At 54.2% G+C, this 22,091-nt stretch carries 28 protein-coding genes and 1 pseudogene; all 29 read left to right on the top strand.

Annotated elements, in window-relative coordinates:
• Window positions 1-237: 237 nt before the first annotated feature.
• The 29 genes and pseudogenes from rpoC (at window position 238) to secY (ending at window position 22,091) form a co-directional block, all read left to right on the top strand.
• The gene (gene rpoC, locus EI293_RS02495) at window positions 238-4,590 is read left to right on the top strand and encodes a DNA-directed RNA polymerase subunit beta' (protein WP_125435364.1); all 4,353 of its coding nucleotides are present in this window, start codon (window positions 238-240) and stop codon (window positions 4,588-4,590) included.
• A gap of 119 nt (window positions 4,591-4,709) precedes the next feature.
• Window positions 4,710-5,057 (top strand): DUF3467 domain-containing protein, encoded by a 348-nt coding sequence (locus EI293_RS02490; protein WP_125435362.1) that lies wholly within the window; start codon window positions 4,710-4,712, stop codon window positions 5,055-5,057.
• A 93-nt stretch (window positions 5,058-5,150) separates the two neighbouring features.
• Window positions 5,151-6,032, top strand: a complete 882-nt coding sequence (locus EI293_RS02485; protein ID WP_125435360.1) for a putative nucleotide-diphospho-sugar transferase — start codon at window positions 5,151-5,153, stop codon at window positions 6,030-6,032.
• A 157-nt stretch (window positions 6,033-6,189) separates the two neighbouring features.
• Entirely contained in the window at window positions 6,190-6,612 is a 423-nt protein-coding gene (rpsL, locus tag EI293_RS02480) for a 30S ribosomal protein S12 (RefSeq protein WP_044003259.1), read from the top strand.
• 86 nt (window positions 6,613-6,698) lie between these two features.
• Window positions 6,699-7,166, top strand: a complete 468-nt coding sequence (rpsG, locus tag EI293_RS02475; RefSeq protein WP_044003258.1) for a 30S ribosomal protein S7 — start codon at window positions 6,699-6,701, stop codon at window positions 7,164-7,166.
• A 105-nt stretch (window positions 7,167-7,271) separates the two neighbouring features.
• Window positions 7,272-9,416, top strand: coding sequence for an elongation factor G (fusA, locus tag EI293_RS02470; RefSeq protein ID WP_125435358.1), 2,145 nt, complete (start codon window positions 7,272-7,274; stop codon window positions 9,414-9,416).
• A 21-nt stretch (window positions 9,417-9,437) separates the two neighbouring features.
• On the top strand, window positions 9,438-9,743 hold the full coding sequence (rpsJ, locus tag EI293_RS02465; RefSeq protein ID WP_022822123.1) for a 30S ribosomal protein S10: 306 nt from the start codon (window positions 9,438-9,440) through the stop codon (window positions 9,741-9,743).
• Window positions 9,744-9,917: 174 nt separating this feature from the next.
• Entirely contained in the window at window positions 9,918-11,198 is a 1,281-nt protein-coding gene (locus EI293_RS02460; RefSeq protein WP_125435356.1) for an O-antigen ligase family protein, read from the top strand.
• Window positions 11,199-11,451: 253 nt separating this feature from the next.
• Complete coding sequence (rplC, locus tag EI293_RS02455) at window positions 11,452-12,072, top strand: 50S ribosomal protein L3 (protein WP_125435354.1); 621 nt, start codon at window positions 11,452-11,454, stop codon at window positions 12,070-12,072.
• Between the two features lie 9 nt (window positions 12,073-12,081).
• Window positions 12,082-12,720 (top strand): 50S ribosomal protein L4, encoded by a 639-nt coding sequence (gene rplD / locus EI293_RS02450; RefSeq protein WP_125435352.1) that lies wholly within the window; start codon window positions 12,082-12,084, stop codon window positions 12,718-12,720.
• Window positions 12,720-13,007 carry a 50S ribosomal protein L23 gene (rplW, locus tag EI293_RS02445; RefSeq protein ID WP_125435350.1) on the top strand — a complete coding sequence of 96 codons (288 nt, stop codon included), beginning with the start codon at window positions 12,720-12,722 and terminating at the stop codon, window positions 13,005-13,007. Before rplD ends, rplW begins: the two co-directional genes overlap by 1 nt.
• Window positions 13,008-13,048: 41 nt before the next feature.
• Window positions 13,049-13,876: a 50S ribosomal protein L2 gene (gene rplB / locus EI293_RS02440; RefSeq protein ID WP_044003252.1), complete on the top strand. Its 828-nt coding sequence runs from the start codon at window positions 13,049-13,051 to the stop codon at window positions 13,874-13,876.
• Window positions 13,877-13,879: 3 nt separating this feature from the next.
• Window positions 13,880-14,158 (top strand): 30S ribosomal protein S19, encoded by a 279-nt coding sequence (rpsS, locus tag EI293_RS02435; protein WP_044003251.1) that lies wholly within the window; start codon window positions 13,880-13,882, stop codon window positions 14,156-14,158.
• Between the two features lies 1 nt (window position 14,159).
• Window positions 14,160-14,639: a 50S ribosomal protein L22 gene (gene rplV / locus EI293_RS02430; protein WP_125435348.1), complete on the top strand. Its 480-nt coding sequence runs from the start codon at window positions 14,160-14,162 to the stop codon at window positions 14,637-14,639.
• A 5-nt stretch (window positions 14,640-14,644) separates the two neighbouring features.
• A complete protein-coding gene (gene rpsC / locus EI293_RS02425) occupies window positions 14,645-15,529 on the top strand; it encodes a 30S ribosomal protein S3 (protein WP_044003248.1) in 885 nt (294 codons plus the stop codon).
• A gap of 38 nt (window positions 15,530-15,567) precedes the next feature.
• Window positions 15,568-15,993 (top strand): 50S ribosomal protein L16, encoded by a 426-nt coding sequence (gene rplP / locus EI293_RS02420; RefSeq protein WP_044003247.1) that lies wholly within the window; start codon window positions 15,568-15,570, stop codon window positions 15,991-15,993.
• 1 nt (window position 15,994) lies between these two features.
• Window positions 15,995-16,207, top strand: a complete 213-nt coding sequence (gene rpmC, locus EI293_RS02415; protein ID WP_044003246.1) for a 50S ribosomal protein L29 — start codon at window positions 15,995-15,997, stop codon at window positions 16,205-16,207.
• A 2-nt stretch (window positions 16,208-16,209) separates the two neighbouring features.
• Window positions 16,210-16,500 carry a 30S ribosomal protein S17 gene (gene rpsQ, locus EI293_RS02410; protein ID WP_052346614.1) on the top strand — a complete coding sequence of 97 codons (291 nt, stop codon included), beginning with the start codon at window positions 16,210-16,212 and terminating at the stop codon, window positions 16,498-16,500.
• A 1-nt stretch (window position 16,501) separates the two neighbouring features.
• Entirely contained in the window at window positions 16,502-16,870 is a 369-nt protein-coding gene (gene rplN / locus EI293_RS02405) for a 50S ribosomal protein L14 (RefSeq protein WP_044003245.1), read from the top strand.
• Window positions 16,871-16,873: 3 nt separating this feature from the next.
• Window positions 16,874-17,122 (top strand): annotated as a pseudogene (gene rplX / locus EI293_RS02400) (50S ribosomal protein L24); the annotation flags it as partial.
• A gap of 29 nt (window positions 17,123-17,151) precedes the next feature.
• Window positions 17,152-17,712, top strand: a complete 561-nt coding sequence (rplE, locus tag EI293_RS02395) for a 50S ribosomal protein L5 (protein WP_044003243.1) — start codon at window positions 17,152-17,154, stop codon at window positions 17,710-17,712.
• Window positions 17,705-17,974 (top strand): 30S ribosomal protein S14, encoded by a 270-nt coding sequence (rpsN, locus tag EI293_RS02390; protein WP_044003242.1) that lies wholly within the window; start codon window positions 17,705-17,707, stop codon window positions 17,972-17,974. Before rplE ends, rpsN begins: the two co-directional genes overlap by 8 nt.
• Window positions 17,975-18,173: 199 nt before the next feature.
• Window positions 18,174-18,572: a 30S ribosomal protein S8 gene (gene rpsH / locus EI293_RS02385; RefSeq protein ID WP_044003241.1), complete on the top strand. Its 399-nt coding sequence runs from the start codon at window positions 18,174-18,176 to the stop codon at window positions 18,570-18,572.
• A 20-nt stretch (window positions 18,573-18,592) separates the two neighbouring features.
• A complete protein-coding gene (gene rplF, locus EI293_RS02380) occupies window positions 18,593-19,147 on the top strand; it encodes a 50S ribosomal protein L6 (protein ID WP_044003240.1) in 555 nt (184 codons plus the stop codon).
• Window positions 19,148-19,156: 9 nt separating this feature from the next.
• On the top strand, window positions 19,157-19,507 hold the full coding sequence (gene rplR / locus EI293_RS02375; RefSeq protein WP_044003239.1) for a 50S ribosomal protein L18: 351 nt from the start codon (window positions 19,157-19,159) through the stop codon (window positions 19,505-19,507).
• 6 nt (window positions 19,508-19,513) lie between these two features.
• On the top strand, window positions 19,514-20,119 hold the full coding sequence (rpsE, locus tag EI293_RS02370; RefSeq protein WP_044003238.1) for a 30S ribosomal protein S5: 606 nt from the start codon (window positions 19,514-19,516) through the stop codon (window positions 20,117-20,119).
• A gap of 6 nt (window positions 20,120-20,125) precedes the next feature.
• The gene (gene rpmD / locus EI293_RS02365) at window positions 20,126-20,305 is read left to right on the top strand and encodes a 50S ribosomal protein L30 (RefSeq protein ID WP_044003237.1); all 180 of its coding nucleotides are present in this window, start codon (window positions 20,126-20,128) and stop codon (window positions 20,303-20,305) included.
• A 13-nt stretch (window positions 20,306-20,318) separates the two neighbouring features.
• Entirely contained in the window at window positions 20,319-20,762 is a 444-nt protein-coding gene (rplO, locus tag EI293_RS02360) for a 50S ribosomal protein L15 (RefSeq protein WP_125435346.1), read from the top strand.
• A 12-nt stretch (window positions 20,763-20,774) separates the two neighbouring features.
• Window positions 20,775-22,091, top strand: coding sequence for a preprotein translocase subunit SecY (gene secY, locus EI293_RS02355; RefSeq protein WP_044003235.1), 1,317 nt, complete (start codon window positions 20,775-20,777; stop codon window positions 22,089-22,091).

The raw sequence follows: 22,091 nt of genomic DNA, 5'->3' as shown, positions 1-22,091 counted from the left end.
TCGTTCCGAGATAAGGTCAGAACGACAGCACACACCGGGAGCGGATGGCTGCAAGTTGATTCAGTAAGCTGAATCACCCGAGTACCAGACCTGGCGAAGAACTACTGCGCGGCGTACCTATCCGACCCACAGAGCACTTTTCGCAGAGTCGAACTGTTACGTTCTTTCCGACCATTCTTAAGACTGGCGGAACCAACGGACAGAAAACAAGCCACCAGCTAACAACAGCTACCCTACATGGCGTTTGCAAAAAACAAGAAACTGGTACAGGACTTCTCGAAAGTCACCATTTCGCTGGCCTCGCCCGAATCCATTCTGGAGCGGTCGAACGGTGAGGTTGTGAAGCCCGAGACGATCAACTACCGGACGTACAAGCCCGAGATGGGCGGCCTGTTTTGCGAGCGGATTTTCGGTCCCGTAAAGGACTGGGAATGCCACTGCGGCAAATACAAGCGGATTCGCTACAAAGGCATCATCTGCGACCGTTGCGGCGTGGAGGTGACCGAGAAGAAAGTACGCCGGGAGCGGATGGGCCACATCGAACTGGTGGTGCCCGTTGCGCACATCTGGTACTTCAAGTCCCTGCCCAATAAAATCGGCTACCTGCTGGGCCTGCCCACCAAGAAGCTCGACCAGATTATCTATTACGAGCGGTACGTAGTTGTACAGCCCGGCGTATTGGGCGACGAAGGCGTGCAGCAGCTCGACTTCCTCACTGAAGACGAATACCTCGACATCATCGATAAGCTCCCTCGGGAGAACCAGATGCTGCCGAACGAGGACCCCAACAAGTTCATCGCCCGCATGGGTGCCGATGCCCTGCAACTCCTGTTGGAGCGCATCAACCTGGACGAGTTGAGCTACTCGCTGCGTGACTCTGCCGCCCACGAAACTTCGCAGCAGCGTAAGGCTGAAGCGTTGAAGCGTCTGCGCGTAGTGGAAGCGTTCCGCGACGCCTCGACCCGCGTGGAAAACAAGCCTGAGTGGATGGTAATCCGCATGGTGCCCGTTATTCCACCGGAGCTACGCCCACTCGTTCCGCTCGACGGTGGCCGTTTCGCCACCTCCGACCTGAACGACCTGTACCGTCGCGTAATCATCCGCAACAACCGCCTCAAACGCCTGATCGAAATCAAGGCTCCCGAGGTGATTCTGCGGAACGAGAAGCGCATGTTGCAGGAAGCCGTGGATTCGCTGTTCGACAACTCGCGTAAGGTGAATGCCGTGCGCGCCGAAGGCAACCGCGCCCTGAAGTCGCTGTCCGATATGCTGAAAGGCAAGCAGGGCCGCTTCCGTCAGAACCTGCTCGGTAAGCGTGTCGATTACTCGGGTCGTTCGGTAATTGTGGTAGGTCCTGAGCTGAAACTGCACGAGTGCGGTCTGCCCAAGAACATGGCCGCCGAGCTGTTCAAGCCGTTCATTATCCGCAAGCTCATCGAGCGCGGCATCGTGAAAACGGTGAAGTCGGCTAAGAAAATTGTGGACCGCAAGGACGCCGTCGTTTGGGATATCCTGGAGAACGTGCTGAAAGGCCATCCAGTATTGCTCAACCGGGCTCCTACGCTTCACCGTCTGGGTATCCAGGCGTTCCAGCCGCGCCTCATCGAGGGCAAGGCTATCCAGCTGCACCCGCTCGTTTGTACGGCCTTCAACGCTGACTTTGACGGTGACCAGATGGCTGTGCACGTTCCCCTGGGACCGGCCGCTATCTTGGAAGCCTCCATGCTCATGCTGGCGTCGCACAACATCCTGAACCCTGCCAACGGCGCGCCCATCGCGGTACCATCGCAGGACATGGTTCTGGGCTTGTACTACGTAACCAAAGGCAAGCGCACGACGCCCGAGGAGAAAATCGACGGCGAAGGCATGATGTTCTACTCCGATGAGGAAGTAGTTATTGCCATCAACGAAGGCATTCTGTCGAAGCACGCCTACATCAAGGTTCGGACCCTGGTGCGGGATGAAAACGACGACTTGGTGACCAAAATCATCGAGACGGTAGCTGGTCGTGTGCTGTTCAACCAGATGGTGCCGACGGAAGTGGGCTTCGTGGATGAGTTGCTGACCAAGAAAAAGCTCCAGCAGATCATTTCGATGGTGTTCAAGCGGACCGGTATGGCCCGCACCGCACAGTTCCTCGACGACATCAAGACGCTGGGCTTCCAGTCGGCTTACAAAGGTGGTCTGTCGATGGGTCTGGGCGATATCCAGATTCCGAAAGAAAAAGACGTTCTCGTAGCGCAGGCGCAAGCCGACGTGAAAGCCGTAACCCAGAACTACCAGATGGGTCTGATTACGGACAACGAGCGGTACAACCAGGTTATCGACATCTGGACGCGCATCAACAACCAAATCACTGAAACCCTCATGGGTCGCCTCGAAAAGGAGAACCAGGGCTTCAACTCGATTTACATGATGATGCACTCCGGTGCTCGTGGTTCGCGCGAGCAGATTCGTCAGCTCGGCGGTATGCGGGGTCTGATGGCCAAGCCGCAGAAGTCGCTCCAGGGTTCGGTAGGCGAGATTATCGAAAACCCGATTCTATCGAACTTCAAAGAAGGCCTCGATGTAATCGAGTATTTCATCTCGACTCACGGTGCTCGTAAAGGTCTTGCCGATACCGCTCTGAAAACGGCCGACGCCGGCTACCTGACCCGTCGTCTGGTAGACGTATCGCAGGACGTAATCGTGAACGAGGTAGACTGCGGTACCCTGCGGGGCATCGAAACCTTCGCGTTGAAAGACAACGAGGATATCGTAGAGCCGCTGTCGGAGCGTATCCTGGGCCGCGTAGCGGTGCACGATATCATCGATCCGCTGACGGACGAAGTGATTCTGCCGGCTGGTCTGGAAATCACCGAGGAAATCACGCGCCGCATCGACAACACCAGCATCGAATCGGTGGAAATCCGTTCGGTACTGACCTGCGAATCGAAGCGCGGTATCTGTGGCAAGTGCTACGGCCGTAACCTGTCGTCGGGCCGCATGGTCCAGAAGGGCGAGGCTGTGGGCGTAATTGCTGCCCAGTCCATCGGGGAACCCGGTACCCAGCTCACGCTGCGTACCTTCCACGTAGGTGGTACGGCATCCAACATTGCCGTAGAAGCCAGCCTGAAAGCCAAGTTCGCCGGTGTGGTGGAGTTCGAAGATATCCGGACCGTGGAAACCGCTGGCCCTGATGGCGAGCCGGTGAAAGTGGTAATGGGTCGCTCGGGCGAAATCCGCATCGTGGAGAAAGGCACCGGCAAAGTGTTCATCTCGAACCACGTGCCGTACGGCTCGTTCCTGCTGGTGGAAGAAGGCCAGGAGGTAGAGAAGGGCGCGGAGCTCAACAACTGGGACCCTTACAACGCCGTTATTCTGGCCGAGTTTGATGGTGTGGTTCAGTACGACGCCATTACGGAAGGCATCACCTACCGTGAGGAATCGGATGAGCAGACCGGTCACCGCGAGAAAGTAATTATCGAATCGAAGGCGAAGGATCAAAACCCCGCCATCATCGTGCGCCCCGGCAAAAAGGGCGACATGGAAGGTTCGAAAGGCTACTCCATCCCGGTAGGCTCCCACTTGAACGTGGAGAACGGCGAGAAAATCAAGGCTGGTCAGATTCTGGCCAAGATTCCGCGTGCCGTGGGCAAAACCCGCGACATTACCGGTGGTCTGCCCCGCGTTACGGAGCTCTTCGAAGCCCGTAACCCGTCGAACCCGGCCGTAGTAGCCGAAATCGATGGTGTGGTAACCTACGGTACGGTGAAGCGTGGTAACCGTGAAATCTTCGTGGAGTCGAAAGACGGCGTCAAGAAGAAGTACATGGTGCCGCTGTCCAAGCACATTCTGGTGCAGGACAACGACTTCATCCGCGCAGGTGCGCCGCTTTCTGATGGTGCCATCACGCCTTCGGACATCCTGAGCATTCAGGGCCCCGGTGCCGTGCAGGAGTACCTCGTGAACGAGATTCAGGAAGTATACCGCCTGCAGGGTGTGAAAATCAACGATAAGCACATCGAGGTGGTCGTTCGCCAGATGATGCAGAAAGTAGTGATTCTCGACGCCGGCGACACGACCTTCCTGGAGCATCAGGTAATCGACAAGATTATCTTCATGGAGGAAAACGATACCATCATCGACATGAAGGTGGTAACGAATGCCGGCGACTCGTCGAACCTGAAGCCCGGCCAGATTGTCACGGCTCGTCGCCTGCGCGACGAGAACAGCAGCCTGCGCCGCCGCGACCTGCAACTGGTGGAAGTACGCGACGCGCAACCGTCCGTATCCCGTCCTACTCTGCAGGGTATCACCCAGGCTTCGTTGGGTACCCAGTCGTTCATCTCGGCCGCTTCCTTCCAGGAGACGACCAAGGTGCTGTCGGAAGCTGCCATCCGTGGCAAGGCCGACGAACTGCTGGGCCTGAAGGAGAACGTAATCGTAGGTCACCTCATTCCGGCCGGTACCGGTCTGCGCGAGTACACGCGTCAGATTGTTGGCTCGAAAGAGGAACTGGAAGCCGCTCAGGCCGCCAAGACCGAGGAAGCCGCCGCTCCGGCCAAACGCCCCGCCCGCGCTTCGCGCCGCGAGTCCGTTTCGGAGTAAGCAGTTAAGCAACGTATAGAAAAAGCCGGCCGGAGCAATCTGGCCGGCTTTTTCTTTGCGGATACCCTTACCTTGTGGGCGAGGTTAACCTCTCGTTCCTTTCTGCGTTTCCTATTAACATGAGCCAACCAACCCAACCCGAAGCCGACGCGCCTCAACCGCAGGATCCGACTGCCATCAACATTGAACTGTCGGAAGAAATAGCCGAAGGTGAGTACGCCAACCTCGCTATGATTGCCCACAGTAACAGTGAATTCGTCATTGACTTTATCCGGCTGATGCCTGGTCTGTCCAAAGCCAAAGTGAAGTCGCGCATTATCCTCACGCCCGAGCACGCCAAGCGGCTGGTAGCAGCCCTCACGGAAAACATTGAGCGGTTCGAGCAGGCTAACGGCCCAATCAAGGCGCAACCCAACGATTCGCCGAGGTACCCGATGGGCTTCGGAGGTAAAATGGGAGAAGCCTAGGACCTCGGAATAATACAGCACCTGAAGCGGCTTTTATCGGGCAGATAGAAGCCGCTTCTGCGTTGAGTGCTATTCAACTGGTAGCTTTGCCACATGAATTATCTAATCTACCTGGCGTACGGGCTAGTCGATATCCGCAGCGAAGCTATCTACAGCATCCTGAGCTATGAGGCAGTGCGAAATCCGGATTCAGCCACGCGCATTCTGGTGTACACCGATGACGCTACGGCTTTTCAACAAATACTAGGGACACGCGCAGATATACTCTACCCGACAATAACGGCCGAGCAGTGGCAAGCATGGCGCGGCGCGGCCAACAAGGTGTATCTACTGAAAGTAGGTGTGCTGGAACATGCTGCGGCGAATTACCCAGGTAACCTATTGTTTTTAGATACGGATACCATCTGGCGGCAAGATCCGGCACCTTTATTCAAGCGCATTGAAAAGGGCCACTTCTTCATGCACCAGAACGAAGGCCGTTTGATTGTAGGTAATACGCTCAGTCGAAAAGTATATCGGCATCTGCAAGGGCAGGAGTGGGAGTCGGGTGGCCATACACTGCGCATAACCCCTGAAACAGAGCTATTCAATTCTGGCGTGCTGGCTTTCCGTAGCGACAAAGCATACCTGTTGCGGGAAGTAATGGCTTTAGCCGAACAGCTATATGCCGCCTACAACAAACACATGATGGAGCAACTGGCCTTCAGCCTGCGGCTGGCCGCCGAAGGACCCATTGCTGATGTGCCGGAGTATCTGTGGCACTATTGGAACCTGAAAGAAGCTCGCCCGGCCATTACGCGCGTTGTGAATATCTACGCCCAGCAGTCACTCGATGCCTTGCTATTGCACTTGCAGCAACTGGAATTGCCTTCACTCCACCAGCAGGAGCTTGCCTACCGAAACCTTCCCAGTTGGCAGCGTACTTGGCGTAAGCTAACGGGCCGCCGCTGGACGATGCCCGCATTGGCTCCCTAGCTCCAGTGAGCGGAATCCCGACTAAAAACGGAGTTGAAGCAGCATACGGCTACGCTAAAATTAACTAGTTCAACCCGTTTGCTATTTGCCGGCAACTTTTCTACCTTTGCAAGCCTAATTTTTGGGAGAGAACCCTCCTTGACAAAACCTACCGTAGATGCCTACCATCAACCAGTTAGTACGAAAAGGCCGCGAGAAGCTGACGACGAAGTCGAAGTCGCCCGCCCTTGACTCGTGCCCGCAACGCCGTGGCGTTTGCACCCGTGTATACACCACTACGCCTAAGAAGCCGAACTCGGCTATGCGTAAAGTAGCCCGTGTGCGCCTGACCAACGGCAAAGAAGTGAACGCCTACATCCCGGGTGAAGGCCACAACCTGCAGGAGCACAGCATCGTGCTGATTCGTGGTGGTCGTGTAAAAGACCTTCCCGGCGTACGTTACCACATCATCCGTGGTGCCCTTGATACTGCCGGTGTAAACGGCCGTACCCAGCGTCGCTCGAAATACGGTGCCAAGCGTCCGAAGCCCGGCCAAGCTGCTCCAGCTGGCAAAGGTGCTCCCGCTAAGAAGAAAAAGTAATTGAAACCGAGTGAGGTAGCGCGCAGTGCTGGATAGCACATGGTTCTTATCCCACTTGCCCGTTGCCCACACTCATTTCTATACCCATGAGAAAGTCAAAACCGAAGAAGCGCATCCTCCTGCCCGACCCCAAGTTCAAGGAGACGCTGGTTACCCGTTTCGTAAACTACATGATGTACGACGGGAAGAAAAACCTGGCCTACACCATTTTCTATGATGCCTGCGAGCTTGTTGAGCAGCGTACCAAAGAAAGCGGCGTTGAGATGTGGCGCAAAGCCCTCAACAACGTAATGCCGACCGTAGAAGTAAAAAGCCGCCGCGTAGGTGGTGCTACCTTCCAGGTGCCAACCGAAGTTCGCCCTGATCGTCGCATTGCCGTAGGTTCGAAGTGGTTGATCCAGTACGCTCGTCGTCGTGGTGAGAAAACCATGAAAGACAAGTTGGCCGGCGAAATCATTGCCGCTGCCAAAGGCGAAGGTGCTGCCGTGAAGAAAAAGGACGACACGCACCGGATGGCAGAAGCCAACAAGGCCTTCTCGCACTTCCGCTTCTAAAAAATGAGTGAAGGAAGGAATGAGTGACCGAGCGAAATGGTTAAGGCCATACGCTCAACAAGTCCTCATTCATTCACTCACCCATTCACTCATTCTCAAAGAGACATGGCTGTTAATAAAGATCTGCAATACCTCCGGAACATCGGGATTATGGCGCACATCGACGCCGGTAAGACCACCACGTCGGAGCGCATTCTCTACTACACCGGTAAGACCCACAAAATCGGGGAAGTGCACGAAGGTGCCGCCACGATGGACTGGATGGAGCAGGAGCAGGAGCGTGGTATCACCATCACGTCGGCTGCTACTACCACCTTCTGGAATTATCCGACCGACGCCCAGGGCGACCCGACTGCGGATACCAAGCAGTACAAAATCAACCTGATTGACACTCCCGGCCACGTTGACTTCACCGTAGAAGTTGAACGTTCGTTGCGTGTACTTGACGGTGCGGTGGCTTTGTTCTGCGCCGTGTCGGGCGTAGAGCCGCAGTCGGAGACCGTATGGCGTCAGGCTGACAAGTACAAGGTGCCCCGCATCTGCTTCGTCAACAAGATGGACCGTGCCGGTGCTGACTTCTTCAAAGCCGTTAACGAGATTAAGGACAAGCTGGGTGCTAACCCCGTGCCCCTGCAAATCCCGATTGGTGCTGAAGATACCTTCAAAGGTGTAGTTGACCTGCTGACTGGCAAAGCCATCGTATGGGATGACGCTACCCAAGGCAAATCGTACCACGAAATCCCGGTTCCCGAGGATCTGGTGGAAACCGTAGCCGAGTGGCGTCAGAAGCTCATCGAGAGCGTAGCCGAGTATGATGACCGTCTGTTGGAGAAATTCTTCGAAGACCCGGAAAGCATCACGAAAGAGGAAATGATGGTTGTTATCCGCCAGGCGGTTATCGACATGAAATTCTCGCCCGTAATGTGCGGCTCGGCCTTCAAGAATAAAGGTGTACAGTCGATGCTGGACGGCGTGATGGCCTACCTGCCGTCGCCGCTGGATATGCCCGCTATTATCGGTACCAACCCCGATACTGGCGAGGAAATCGAGCGTCACCCCGATAACTCGGAGCCCTTCACCGCTTTGGCGTTCAAGATTGCCACCGACCCCTTCGTAGGCCGTCTGTGCTTCTTCCGCTGCTATAGCGGCGTGCTGGATGCTGGTTCGTACGTGCATAACAACCGCACGAACAAGAAGGAGCGTATCTCGCGTCTGATGCAGATGCACTCCAACAAGCAGAACCCCATCGATAAAATCCAGGCTGGTGACATTGCTGCCGGCGTAGGTTTCAAAGACATCAAAACCGGCGACACGCTGACCGACGAAAAGTCGCGCATCGTACTGGAATCGATGTCGTTCCCTGAGCCCGTAATCGGCTACGCCATTGAGCCCAAAACTCAGGCTGACGTTGATAAAATGGGTATGGCTATTGCCAAGCTCGTAGAGGAAGACCCCACGCTAGTGGTACAGACTGACCCCGAGACGGGCCAGACCGTACTGAAAGGTATGGGCGAACTTCACCTTGAAATCATCATCGACCGTATGCGTCGGGAGTTCAAGGTAGAAATCAACCAGGGCGCTCCGATGGTAGCGTACAAGGAGATTCTGACGAAGTCGGTAGAGCACCGCGAAACCTACAAGAAGCAGACGGGTGGTCGTGGTAAATTCGGCGACATCGTATTCGAACTCGGTCCGAAACTGACCGATCCGGAGAAACCAGGTCTGGAGTTCGTGAACGATATCACCGGTGGTGTTATCCCCCGCGAATTCATCGCACCAGTTCAGAAAGGCTTCGAAGAAGCTATGAAGAACGGTCCGTTGGCTGGCTTCCCCATCGAAGGCATGCGTGTACGTCTGTACTACGGTTCCTACCACGATGTTGACTCGGACGCTCTGTCGTTCGAACTCGCTGCTCGTGGTGGTTTCCGTGAAGCCGGCAAACAAGCCGGTCCGAAACTGCTCGAGCCAATTATGGCGGTAGAAGTTGTTTCGCCCGATGAGTATACGGGTTCGGTAACCGGTGACCTGAACCGTCGCCGGGGCATCATGAAAGGCATGGACACCAAAGGCGGTGCCAACGTGATTAAGGCTGACGTTCCGCTGTCGGAGCTGTTCGGTTACGTAACCACGCTGCGTACCATCTCGTCGGGCCGGGCTTCGGCTTCGCTGACGTTCTCGCACTACGACCAGGTGCCCAATAACCTTGCTGAGGCTATCATCGCCAAGCAAAAGGGTAACGCCATTCGCTAATACCGCTTTCATTCAACAGACATGAACCAGAAGATTCGCATCAAACTCAAATCCTACGACCACAACCTGGTGGACAAATCGTCGGAGAAGATTGTGAAGGCGGTGAAGGCTACGGGCGCTATCGTAAGCGGCCCCATCCCATTGCCGACCGACAAGGAGAAGTTTACCGTACTTCGTTCCCCCCACGTGAACAAGAAGTCGCGTGAGCAATTCCAGCTCTGCACCTACAAGCGCCTCGTGGATATCTATTCTACTTCGTCGAAGACGGTAGATGCCCTGATGAAGCTGGAACTGCCCAGCGGCGTTGACGTTGAAATCAAAGTCTGAGGACTAGCTTTTTCAACTGTATAAGATGAACGCCCCACTGGCTCTGCGGAGTTGGTGGGGCGTTTTCTGTTTTTATTGATGCAACTTGGGCTTTAAGTAAAGGCTCGTTGTACCGTGGAGCTTTGCGGCAACGGGCACCGTCTGCTCTACCGTAGGGGCTCCTTACTTCTATTCATGGCGTCTTCTTTAGGAACCATCCTGACCATTTCCCGGCTGTTGGTCGCAGCTACATTTTTTTGCGTCTGCATTCTGATGGGGTTGTTTACCAGCAGCTTTTTCCGGGTGCTACCCAGCATTGGTATGATGGGTATGGCAGCTACGGGGCTTGTCTGCTTCCTGCTGCACGGCCGCCACTACCAGCGCACTTCCCAAAGCAACTACCTGCCTTTTCTGCTGATTTTCCTAGTCCACGCAAGCTCTGGACTACTCACCTCAGCCGCCAGAATAGGGGAGTATACCCGCGACGTAGTGCTTCAGTTGCCATTCCTCGTTCTGCCCTTGGCATTCTGGCTGCTACCGCCACTACCATCCCGTAACCTGCGGTTGCTGTGGCTTCTGCTAATTGGTACAACGGGGCTGGCGGCTTTGTTGAGTACCGGCAACTACCTGCTGCACTTCGACCAGATCAACGAGATGTATCTGCGTTCCAAGGTTATGCCCACAGAGCCCGATCATATTCGGTTTAGTCTGTTAGTTACACTTTCGGTATCTGTCGGCGTCTGCCTGCTGGCCCACCGGAGCGTAGTAGGAAAAGGTGCTAATATATTGTGGGGAGTAGTTATTTGTCTGGCCTTCTACCAGCATCTACTGGCCGTGCGCAGTGGCTTGGTCGCGCTGTACGTTATGGCTATTATAGCACTGCTATGGCTGATCTTCCGGACGCGGCAGTATCAGCAGGCGCTGCTGCTGGCGGCGGCTCTGGTCCTGGTTCCTGCCATAAGCTACTCGTTGTTCCCGACGTTGCAGAACAAGTCGGCCAATACTCGTGAGGATGTGGGCCAAGTAGAGAATACAGCTTCGGCTAACAATTACTCCTTGGTCGGTAGAGTGTACTCCTACAAAGTAGCACTGGAAGTTGTCAAAGACAACCCATGGTTTGGCGTAGGCCGCGCCGATATTGAACCGGAAATGGCAGTGCGGTATCAGCGCAGTTACCCGAATATTCGTCCGGAATTCTATATCCAGCCGCACAACCAGTTTCTGTTTTCGGCAGTAGCTTTCGGGCTTGTTGGCCTGCTACTGTTTATTGTCGGCTTTTACTATGCTGGTTTAAGCATATGGCCCAATTACGCACCGCTACTCTTGGCGCAGTACGTTATAGTTACCTTGTCCTTTCTGGTAGAATACACGCTGGAAACGCAAATAGGATTGGGATACGTCCTGTTTTTTATTCTCCTAGCTCTGGAGGGGCAGAAGCCGGTTCCTGCTCCGGAAGGGCAATGGCGACCAGTGTGAGCCATTAAAAAGCTACCAGCTTAAGCAGCCCATTGTCAAGTGGGCTGATAGTGGCGTATTTGACTGCCCGTGAGTGAGTACAGGACCACTGTTGCACCGCAACACGAAATACGAACGGGGCTAACTGCTTAACTCTTAAAATATTTCGGAACACAGTTAGATTATAACACAACAATTTCCTAGCTTTGCACTCCATTTCCGAAAACGCCACTTGGGCGTTTTCAAGTGTGTCTTTTTCTAAAACCCCAATCGAATGCCTGGCATCATCGGTAAAAAAATCGGTATGACAAGCCTCTTCACTCCGGACGGGAAGAACATTCCCTGCACGCTCATTGAGGCGGGTCCGTGCGTAGTGACGCAGGTTAAGACCATCGAAACGGACGGCTACACGGCCATCCAGCTCGGCTACGGCGAGAAAAAAGCGAAGAACACCACCAAAGCATTGGCTGGTCACTTCGCGAAAGCCGGAACCACCCCCAAGCGCAAACTCGTTGAGTTTCGCACTAACGAAGCTGGCAACTATGCCGCCGGCTCTACCATCGACGCTACCCTCTTCGAAGAAGGTGAATTCGTTGACGTAGTAGGTACCTCTAAAGGTAAAGGCTTCCAGGGCGTTGTAAAGCGCTACAACTTCGCTGGTGTTGGTGGCCAGACCCACGGTCAGCATAACCGCGGCCGTCACCCCGGTTCTATCGGTGCCTGCTCTTGGCCTTCGCGCGTATTCAAAGGAATGCGCATGGGTGGCCGCATGGGCAACGACCGTGTGAAAGTGCAGAACCTGAAGGTGATGCGCATTGTAGCCGACAAAAACCTCATCGTGGTTAGCGGCTCGATTCCCGGTGCCAAGAACTCTTTCGTGGTCCTGGAAAAATAAGCTAGTAAGATGGAACTGTCAGTAATCAACATCAAAGGTGAGGACACCGGCCGCAAGGTTACCCTGTCCGACGCCATCTTCGGCCTAGAGCCGAATGAGCACGTGATGTACCTCGACGTAAAGCAGTACTTGGCCAATCAGCGCCAGGGCACGCACAAGTCGAAGCAGCGCAACGAAGTACACGGCACTACCAAGAAGCTGAAGAAGCAGAAAGGTACTGGCGGAGCCCGCGCAGGTAGCATGAAGTCGGGTGTATTCGTAGGTGGTGGCCGGATTTTCGGTCCTCAGCCCCGCGACTATGGCTTCAAGCTCAACAAGAAAACCAAGCGTCTCGCTCGTCTGTCGGCCCTCTCGGTGCTGGCGAAAGACGGCAAGGTATCGGTAGTGGAAAATATTTCCCTCTCGACTCCCAAGACGAAAGAGTTTGCCGCCATTCTGGCTGGTCTGAAGCTGGACAATGGCCGCAAGACTCTGCTGGTAACCGGCTCGGTTGATAAGAACGTCGTTCTGTCGGCCCGTAACATTCAGCGCGTGAGCGTAGCTACCCCTGTAGCTCTGAACACCCACGACCTGCTGAACACTGATACCCTGCTGCTGTCAGAAGATGGGTTGAGCGCACTGGAACAACTCTATACCACTGCTGAGTAATGAGCATCCTGAAAAAACCCATCGTAACTGAAAAGGCTACGGGTCTGAACGAGAAAGGACAATACGCTTTCGAAGTGGCTATCGATGCCAACAAAGTTCAGATCAAGAAAGAGATTGAGCAGCTGTACGGCGTGACGGTTCTGGGCATCAGCACCATCCGCACCATCGGCAAAGTGAAATCGAAGTTCACGAAAGGCGGTGCCGTTTCCGGCCGTCGCCCACATGGCAAAAAAGCCATCGTGACCGTAAAAGAGGGCGATATCATCGACTTCTATAACGGCCTGTAAGCCTACTTTCCCGCCAAGAGATTTTTTCCTAAGCAAGAGTAATGGCACTCAAAAAACTAAGACCAACATCACCGGGTCAGCGCTTCCGCATCGCCCCGGCCTTCGACGAGATTACTGCGTCGACGCCGGAGAAGTCGCTGTTGGCACCCCTCAAAAACTCCGGTGGCCGTAACAATTCGGGCAAAATGTCCAACCGCTACATCGGCGGTGGTCATAAAGCCAAGTACCGTATCATCGACTTCAAGCGTGACAAAGCCGGCGTTCCGGCCACGGTGAAGACGATTGAGTACGATCCTAACCGCACTGCCCGTATTGCTTTGCTGCAATACGCTGATGGTGAGAAACGCTACATCATTGCTCCTGCCGGTGTTACCGTAGGTGCCAGTGTTGTATCGGGTTCGGGCGCTGCTCCGGAAGTTGGTAATGCCCTGCCCCTGCGCGAGATTCCGCTGGGTACCATTGTACACAATATCGAGCTGATGCCCGGTAATGGTGCTGCAATGGCCCGCTCGGCTGGTACTTACGCTCAGCTGGTAGCTCGCGAAGACAAGTACGCCACCCTGAAATTGCCCTCCGGCGAAATGCGCATGGTACTCGTTACCTGCATGGCTACGGTCGGTACTGTTTCCAATGGCGACCACATGAACGTTCGTCTGGGCAAAGCCGGCCGCAACCGCTGGTTGGGTCGTCGTCCGCGCGTTCGTGGTGTTGCTATGAACCCTGTCGATCACCCCATGGGTGGTGGTGAAGGTAAGTCGTCGGGTGGTCACCCACGCAGCCGTAACGGTATCTTCTCGAAAGGTCAGAAGACCCGGAACAAGAACAAGTACTCCGAGCAGCTCATCGTTAACCGCAAAGGCAAGAAGTAAGCAATGGCACGTTCACTAAAAAAAGGGCCGTACATTGACTTCCGGCTCGAGAAGAAAGTAACGGCAATGGATGAGTCCGGCAAAAAGTCGGTGGTGAAGACTTGGTCGCGCCGCTCGATGATTTCGCCCGATTTCGTTGGCCACACCTTCGCCGTTCACAACGGCAATAAGTTCATCCCGGTGTATGTAACGGAGAACATGGTAGGACATAAACTCGGTGAGTTTGCTCCGACCCGTAACTTCCGCGGCCATATCGCCAAGAAAGATAAAGGCAAGCGCTAATATGGAAGCAGTAGCTAAACTCCGGAACGTGCCTACCTCGCCGCGCAAGATGCGCTTGGTAGCCAACCTGGTACGCGGTCAGAAAGTGACTCGTGCTCTGGGCCTGCTGAAATTTGAGGCCAATTCGGGCGCTCCTAAAATCGAAAAACTGCTCCTGTCGGCTCTGGCCAACTGGCAGCAGAAAAATGAAGACGAGCGCATCGAAGACGCAAACCTCTACATCAAAGAGATTTTCGTGGACGAAGGTCGTATGCTGAAGCGTTTGCGCCCCGCACCCCAGGGCCGTGGTCACCGCATCCGCAAGCGTAGCAACCACGTGACGCTGATCATCGACTCGAAAGTAGAACCGCTCGGTAGCAAAGCTGCTGCCCAGCAGGCTGCTGAGACGAAAGGCACTGAGGCCACGGCCGAAGCCAAGCCTAAGACTCGTCGTAGCTCGGCTAAGAAATCCACTGAAACCAAGGCAGAAGCCACCGCATAAGCACTATGGGACAGAAAGTAAATCCGGTTGGCTTCCGTCTGGGCGTCATTAAAGGATGGGACTCGAACTGGTACGGCGGCAAGGACTTTGCCGACAAACTGGTGGAGGACGAGAAAATCCGCAAATACATCATGGCTCGTATCCCGAAAGGTGGCATTAGCCGCATCGTGATTGAGCGTACGCTGAAGCGCGTCACCATTACCATCAACACGGCTCGTCCGGGTGTGGTAATCGGTAAAGGCGGTGCTGAAGTGGATAAGATCAAAGACGAACTAAAGCAGATTACCGGCAAAGACGTTCAGATCAATATTTTCGAGATCAAGCGTCCGGAACTCGACGCCAAACTGGTAGGTGAGAGCATTGCTCAGCAGCTCCAGGCTCGTATCTCGTTCCGTCGCGCCATGAAAATGGCTATCCAGGCTGCTATCCGCGTTGGTGCCGAAGGCATCAAGATTCAGTGCGGTGGCCGTTTGGGCGGTGCTGAAATTGCTCGTTCCGAGCAATACAAAGAAGGCCGTACCCCCCTGCACACGCTGCGTGCTGACATCGATTATGCGTTGTCGGAAGCTCAGACTGTGTATGGCAAAATCGGTATCAAAGTGTGGGTAATGCGCGGTGAAGTGTTCGGCAAGCCCGACCTCTCGCCGAACCAGCAGCCTGCTGGTGGTCAGGGTGGCGACAGCCGCAACGACCGTGGCCCACGTGGCGACCGGAATGACCGTGGTGGTGACCGTGGCCCGCGTCGTGACCGTGGTGGCGAAGGCCGCGGCGGTGACAACCGTGGTGGTCAAGGTGCCGGCGGTGGTCAGGGTGCTGGTGGCCAGCGTCGTGGTGGTGGCCCAGGTGGTCAGAACCGCGGTGGCCAGGGCGGTGGCGCTCCCCGTCGCTAGCCCATTTCTTTCTCTCGAATTTTAATTCAAGATAACTCATGTTACAACCGAAAAGGACCAAGTATCGCAAGATGCAAAAGGGTCGCGTGCACGGTTTAGCGCATCGCGGCAGCTCCATTGACTTCGGTTCATTCGCCATCAAGTCACTGGAACAGGCTTGGATTACGGCTCGCCAGATTGAGGCTGCTCGTATCGCCATGACCCGCGCCATGAAACGTGAAGGTCAGGTGTGGATCCGTATCTTCCCCGACAAGCCGATTACGAAGAAGCCCGCTGAAGTGCGGATGGGTAAGGGTAAAGGTTCGCCCGAGTATTGGGTAGCCTGTGTGAAGCCTGGCACCATCATGTTCGAATCCGACGGGGTTACGCTGGAAGTAGCGCAGGAGTCGCTGCGTCTGGCTGCGCAAAAACTGCCGGTTCGGACCACTTTTGTTGTTCGTCGCGACTACGTAGAAAGCAAGTAAGATGAAGAACGCCGATATCCGTGCCCTCTCCATTGAGGACCTCAAAACCCAGATCAAAACCGAGCAGACCAGTGGTCAGACCATGCGCTTCGCGCACGCCATCTCACCCTTGGAAAACCCGATTCGTCTGAAGCAAGCCCGCAAAAATGTCGCCCGTCTGCTGACCGAGTTGAAGCGTCGCGAGAACGAGCAGGCTACTAACTCTGCTAACTAACGATGGCAATCAACGAAGAACAGCAGGCTGCTGCCGCCACTGAGCGGAACCTGCGCAAAGAAATCATTGGCCGCGTTTCCTCCGCCAAGATGGATAAGTCCATCACGGTGATTGTGGAAAGCAAGATGAAGCACCCCATCTACGGCAAATTCGTTACCAAGTCGACCAAATTCATGGCTCACGACGAGAACAACGAGTGTGGCGAAGGTGATACGGTTCGCATCATGGGTACGCGCCCACTGAGCAAGAACAAACGCTGGAGACTGGTAGAAATCGTAGAACGCGCCAAGTAAGATGATACAGCAAGAATCCCGTCTGACCGTCGCTGATAACAGCGGCGCCAAAGAAGTTCTTTGCATTCGTGTCCTCGGTGGCACGGGCAAGAAATACGCCAGCGTAGGCGACAAGATTGTAGTTGCAATCAAGTCGGCTATTCCCTCCGGCAATGCCAAAAAAGGCACTGTTTCAAAAGCAGTAGTGGTTCGCACGAAGAAAGAAGTACGCCGCAAAGACGGTTCGTACATTCGCTTCGACGATAATGCTGCCGTACTGCTCAACAATAACGACGAGCCCCGCGGTACCCGCATCTTCGGCCCAGTTGCCCGTGAACTGCGTGAAAAGCAATTCATGAAGATCGTTTCGCTGGCTCCTGAAGTTCTCTAAGCAATGGCAACGAAACTGAAAGCTGCACCCGCGAAGCTGCACGTAAAAACCGGTGACACCGTATTGGTGATTTCCGGTGATGAGAAAGGTAAAACCGGCACCATTAAGTCGGTTAACCGTTCGACGCAGCGTGTTATCGTGGAAGGCCTGAACCTGGCAACTAAGCACAACAAACCCAGTGCGAAGAACCCCCAGGGCGGCATCACCAAGATCGAGGCACCGATTCACGTGAGCAACGTGAAGCGCGTAGACTCGGCCAACGCCTAATCCGCTCTACGACCATGGCACGACTGAAAGAAAAATATCAGAAAGAAGTAGTACCAGCGCTCCAGGAGAAATTCCAGTTCAAGAGCATCATGCAGGTACCGCGCATCACCAAAATCTGCATTAACCGCGGTATTGGTGCTGCTGTAGCTGACAAGAAGCTGGTAGACAACGGGGTGGATGAGTTGACCATCATCACCGGCCAGAAAGCTGTTCCAACCATTGCCAAGCGTTCGGTTTCGAACTTCAAGCTGCGGGAAGGAATGCCAATCGGTGCTCGCGTAACCTTGCGTGGTGAGCAGATGTACGAATTCCTGGACCGTCTGCTGACCGTGGCTCTGCCCCGTGTTCGTGACTTCAAAGGCATCAACGACAAAGGCTTTGACGGCCGGGGTAACTATACCTTGGGCGTGAAAGAGCAAATCATCTTCCCGGAAATTTCGATTGACAAAATCAAATCGATTTCCGGTATGGATATTACCTTCGTAACGACGGCCGAAAATGATGAGCAAAGCTACGAGCTGCTCAAAGCTTTCGGAATGCCGTTCGCTAACGCCAAGAAACAGAACAATGGCTAAGGAATCAATGAAAGCACGGGAGCGGAAGCGTATCGCTACCGTAGCCCGTTACGCCGAGAAGCGCAAGGCTCTGAAAGAGGCTGGTGATTTCGAAGGTCTGGACAAACTGCCGCGTAACGCGTCGCCCGTGCGTCTGCACAACCGCGACAAAATCGACGGCCGTCCCCGTGGTTACATGCGCAAATTCGGCATTAGCCGCGTGCGTTTCCGCGAAATGGCTCTCGCCGGCAAAATCCCCGGTGTAACCAAGTCCAGCTGGTAAAACCACTGGTTGTTGCCTAGGCAGTTCCGCTGCGTAAAGCAATGCTATTTGGCAGGTTGCCGAAAGAAACCATCAGCCGAGCCCTCAGAAGCCGAGTTGAGTAGTCTTAATCGAAAATTTCGTCGCCTCTTTCCGTGGCGGCGAAATTTTCATATCTTTGCGGCTCCCTAAAAAACGGGCGCTTCATTTTTACAATCGAATGAACACAGATCCAATTGCCGACTACCTGACCCGGGTACGCAATGCCATCAAGGCAAACCACCGGGTAGTGGAAATCCCGGCCAGCAACATCAAAAAGGAGATTACGAAGGTGCTCTACAAGAAGGGCTACATTCAGAGCTACCGGTTTGATGATGCTGCTGTACAAGGCACGATTAAAATCGCCCTGAAGTACAATCCGGCTACCAAAAAGCCCGCCATTACCAAGCTGGAGCGCATCAGCTCGCCTGGTTTGCGCACGTATGCTCACGTGGAGAACCTGCCCCGCGTATTGAGCGGTCTGGGTATTGCAATTCTGTCGACGTCGAAGGGCGTAATGACGGAGAAAGAGGCGAAAGCCGAGAACGTGGGCGGCGAAGTGCTGTGCTACGTCTACTAATCTGAAAGGAAACAGAGACTATGTCACGCATTGGTAAACTGCCCATCAGCCTGCCCGATAACGTGCAGATTGAAGTGAGCAACGAAAACACGGTAACCGTGAAAGGCCCTAAAGGCACTTTGGTGGTTCCAGTTGACCGCGACATTACCGTAGCTACCGAAGACGGCCAGCTGGTAGTAACGCGCCCCACCGAGCAGAAGCGTCATAAAGCTATGCACGGCCTCTATCGTTCGTTGCTGAACAACGCTGTTAGCGGTGTGAGCAACGGATTGGAAGAGAAGTTGGAGCTGGTAGGTGTAGGTTACAAAGCCGCTATGGCTGGTACTACCTTGGAGCTTTCGCTGGGCTACTCGCACAACATCTTCCTGGCACTGCCGAAAGAGGTGACTGCTACGGCTGTAACGGAAAAGGGTAAAAACCCTATCGTTACCCTGACCAGCATTGATAAGCAGTTGCTGGGCCAAGTGGCCGCTAAAATTCGCTCGTTGCGCAAAGTTGAGCCCTACAAAGGCAAAGGCGTGCGCTTCGTGGGTGAGCAAATTCGTCGTAAGGCTGGTAAAACAGCTTCGAAATAACATCACACCATGGCTTTCGATAAAGCAACTAGAAGAAAACGGATCCAGCGCATCATCCGCACTAAGGTGGCTGGCACGTCCGAGCGTCCGCGTTTGTCGGTGTTCCGCAGCAATACGGGCATTTATGCTCAGATTATTGATGACACGACCGGTCACACGTTGGCGTCTGCTTCCTCGAAGCACGTTTCGGTGGAAGGGGGCAACGGAGTCGCCCTCGCCGCCGCAGTCGGCAAAGAACTTGCCGCCCGTGCTACTGGAAAAGGAATTTCGAAAGTGGTATTTGACCGTTCCGGTTACCTCTACCACGGCCGCGTAAAATCATTGGCAGAAGGAGCCCGCGAAGGCGGCCTCAATTTCTAAATCATCATGGCAGAATTTAACAACGGCCCTCGTGGTGGTAGCGGCGACAACCGTGGCGGTGGTAATGACCGTCGTGGTGGTGGCAATGACCGTCGCGGCAATGACCGGAAGGAAGAGTCGCGCACTGGCGACTCCGATCTGAAAGAAAAAGTAGTTGCTATCAACCGCGTAGCCAAAGTAGTAAAAGGCGGTCGTCGCTTTAGCTTCTCGGCCATCGTGGTAGTGGGTGACGGCAACGGCACCGTAGGTTACGGCCTAGGCAAAGCCAACGAAGTAACCGACGCCATTGCTAAAGGCATTGACGACGCGAAGAAAAACTTGGTTAAGGTTCCGCTGTACAAGCACACGGTACCCCACATCATGGAAGGCAAATACTCGGGCGGCTTCGTGCTGGTTCAGCCAGCTGCTGCTGGTACCGGTGTAATTGCTGGAGGTGCTATGCGTGCCGTTTTCGAAAGCGCTGGTATCAAAGATGTACTTGCCAAGTCAAAAGGTTCTTCGAACCCCCACAACGTGGTAAAAGCTACCTTCGATGCCCTGCTGAAAATGCGTGACCCCATGCAAATCGCACAGGCTCGCGGCATTACTCTCTCCCAAGTTTTTAACGGTTAAGAGCAGATGGCGCAGATCCAAATCAAACTCGTAAAAAGCGTTATTGACCGCCCCGAGCGTCAGAAGCGTACTGTGCAGGCCCTCGGCCTCGGCAAAATGGGTAGCACCAAAAGCGTAGAAAATACGCCTCAGGTTGCTGGCATGATCAACGCCGTAAAGCACCTGTTGGAAGTAACCGAACTCTAGGAATCTCCCGAAAATGAATCTCAGCAATCTCCAACCCGCCACTGGTGCTACGCGCAATGAAAAGCGTATTGGCCGTGGTACGGGTTCCGGCCGTGGCGGCACATCGACGCGCGGTCACAAAGGTGCCAAGTCCCGTTCGGGTTACTCCAAGAAATCGGGCTTTGAAGGTGGCCAGATGCCTCTGCAGCGTCGGGTACCTAAGTTTGGCTTCAAGAACATCAACCGTGTAGAGTACAAAGCCATCAATCTGGATGTGCTGGCTGCTCTGACCGAGAGCGGCACCACTTTGCTGGATGCTTCGTTCTTTGTAACGGCTGGTCTGGCTTCGAAGAACGCCAAAATCAAAGTACTGGGTCGTGGCGAAGTAACCAAGGCTCTGGAAGTGCATGCTCACGCCTTTTCGAAATCGGCCGTTGAAGCCATCGAAAAAGCAGGTGGCAAGGCTGTGACGCTGTAAGCTTACTTGGCAATGAACAAGTTCATCACCACGATTAAGAACATTTTTGCGATTGAAGATCTGCGTATGCGGATCTTCAATACGCTTTTTTTCATTGCCATTTACCGGCTGGGTTCTTACGTGGTGCTGCCTGGCGTCGATCCGACACGGCTAAAACAAGGAGGCGCCACTGGGGTATTGGGTATCTTGGATACTCTCCTCGGCGGGGCCTTCAGCCATGCTTCGATTTTTGCGCTGGGTATCATGCCTTACATCTCGGCGTCTATCGTGCTGCAACTGCTCACGATTGCCGTGCCTTACTTCCAGAAACTCCAGAAGGAAGGTGAGTCAGGACGTAAGAAGATCAACCAGTACACGCGTGTTCTGACCATCCCAATTGTTGCTCTGCAGTCAGTCGGCTTCATTGCAACGATTAACGCAGATGCAATTCTAAATCCGGGCGTCTTCTTCACTATATCTACTGCCATGATTGTAACAGCTGGTACGCTGTTCTGTATGTGGTTGGGTGAGAAGATTACGGACAAAGGTATTGGCAACGGTATTTCGATGATCATTATGATCGGCATTGTATCCCGTTTGCCCGGTGCCTTAATCGGGGAAGCCCAAGCCCGCACCATGCGTGGCTCACTAGTTTTCCTGATTGAACTGGTTGTGCTGTTCTTGGTAGTAATGGCGGTGATCATTCTTACGCAAGCCGTACGTCAGATTCCGGTACAGTATGCAAAGCAAATCGGTGGTGCAGCTTCGCTTAGCTCGCAACGCCAGTATATTCCAATGAAAGTGAATGCGGCCGGCGTTATGCCGATTATCTTCGCTCAGTCATTGATGTTTGTACCTGCTATTGCTGCTTCTGCTTGGAATAAGGATAGCGAAACTGCTGGTCTTATCGGTACGTGGTTTCAGCCCAATCACTGGGTGTACAACGTTGTGTTTGGCTTACTTATTATCATCTTCACGTATTTCTATACTGCTATCAGTGTCAACCCCAATCAGATTGCGGATGACCTTAAACGCAGTGGTGGTTTCATTCCCGGCGTAAAGCCTGGTCGTGATACTTCAGAGTACATTGATGAGGTGCTGACCCGAATTACGTTGCCTGGTGCGGTGGCATTGGCTGTTATTGCCATTCTTCCTTCATTGGCTACTGTGGCCGGCGTAACCCGCCCTTTCGCTCAATTCTTTGGTGGTACATCACTTATCATCATGGTAGGTGTGGTACTGGATACCATGAACCAAGTGAAAAGCTATTTGCTCATGCGTCATTATGATGGCATGATGAAAACTGGCAAGGAGCGTGGCCGCTCGCGCAATATTGCCCTCGCTTCGTAG

The sequence above is a fragment of the Hymenobacter perfusus genome, from assembly GCF_003944765.1.
Classification (GTDB): Bacteria; Bacteroidota; Bacteroidia; order Cytophagales; family Hymenobacteraceae; genus Hymenobacter; species Hymenobacter perfusus.
This window is presented reverse-complemented; position numbering and strand designations above follow the sequence as displayed.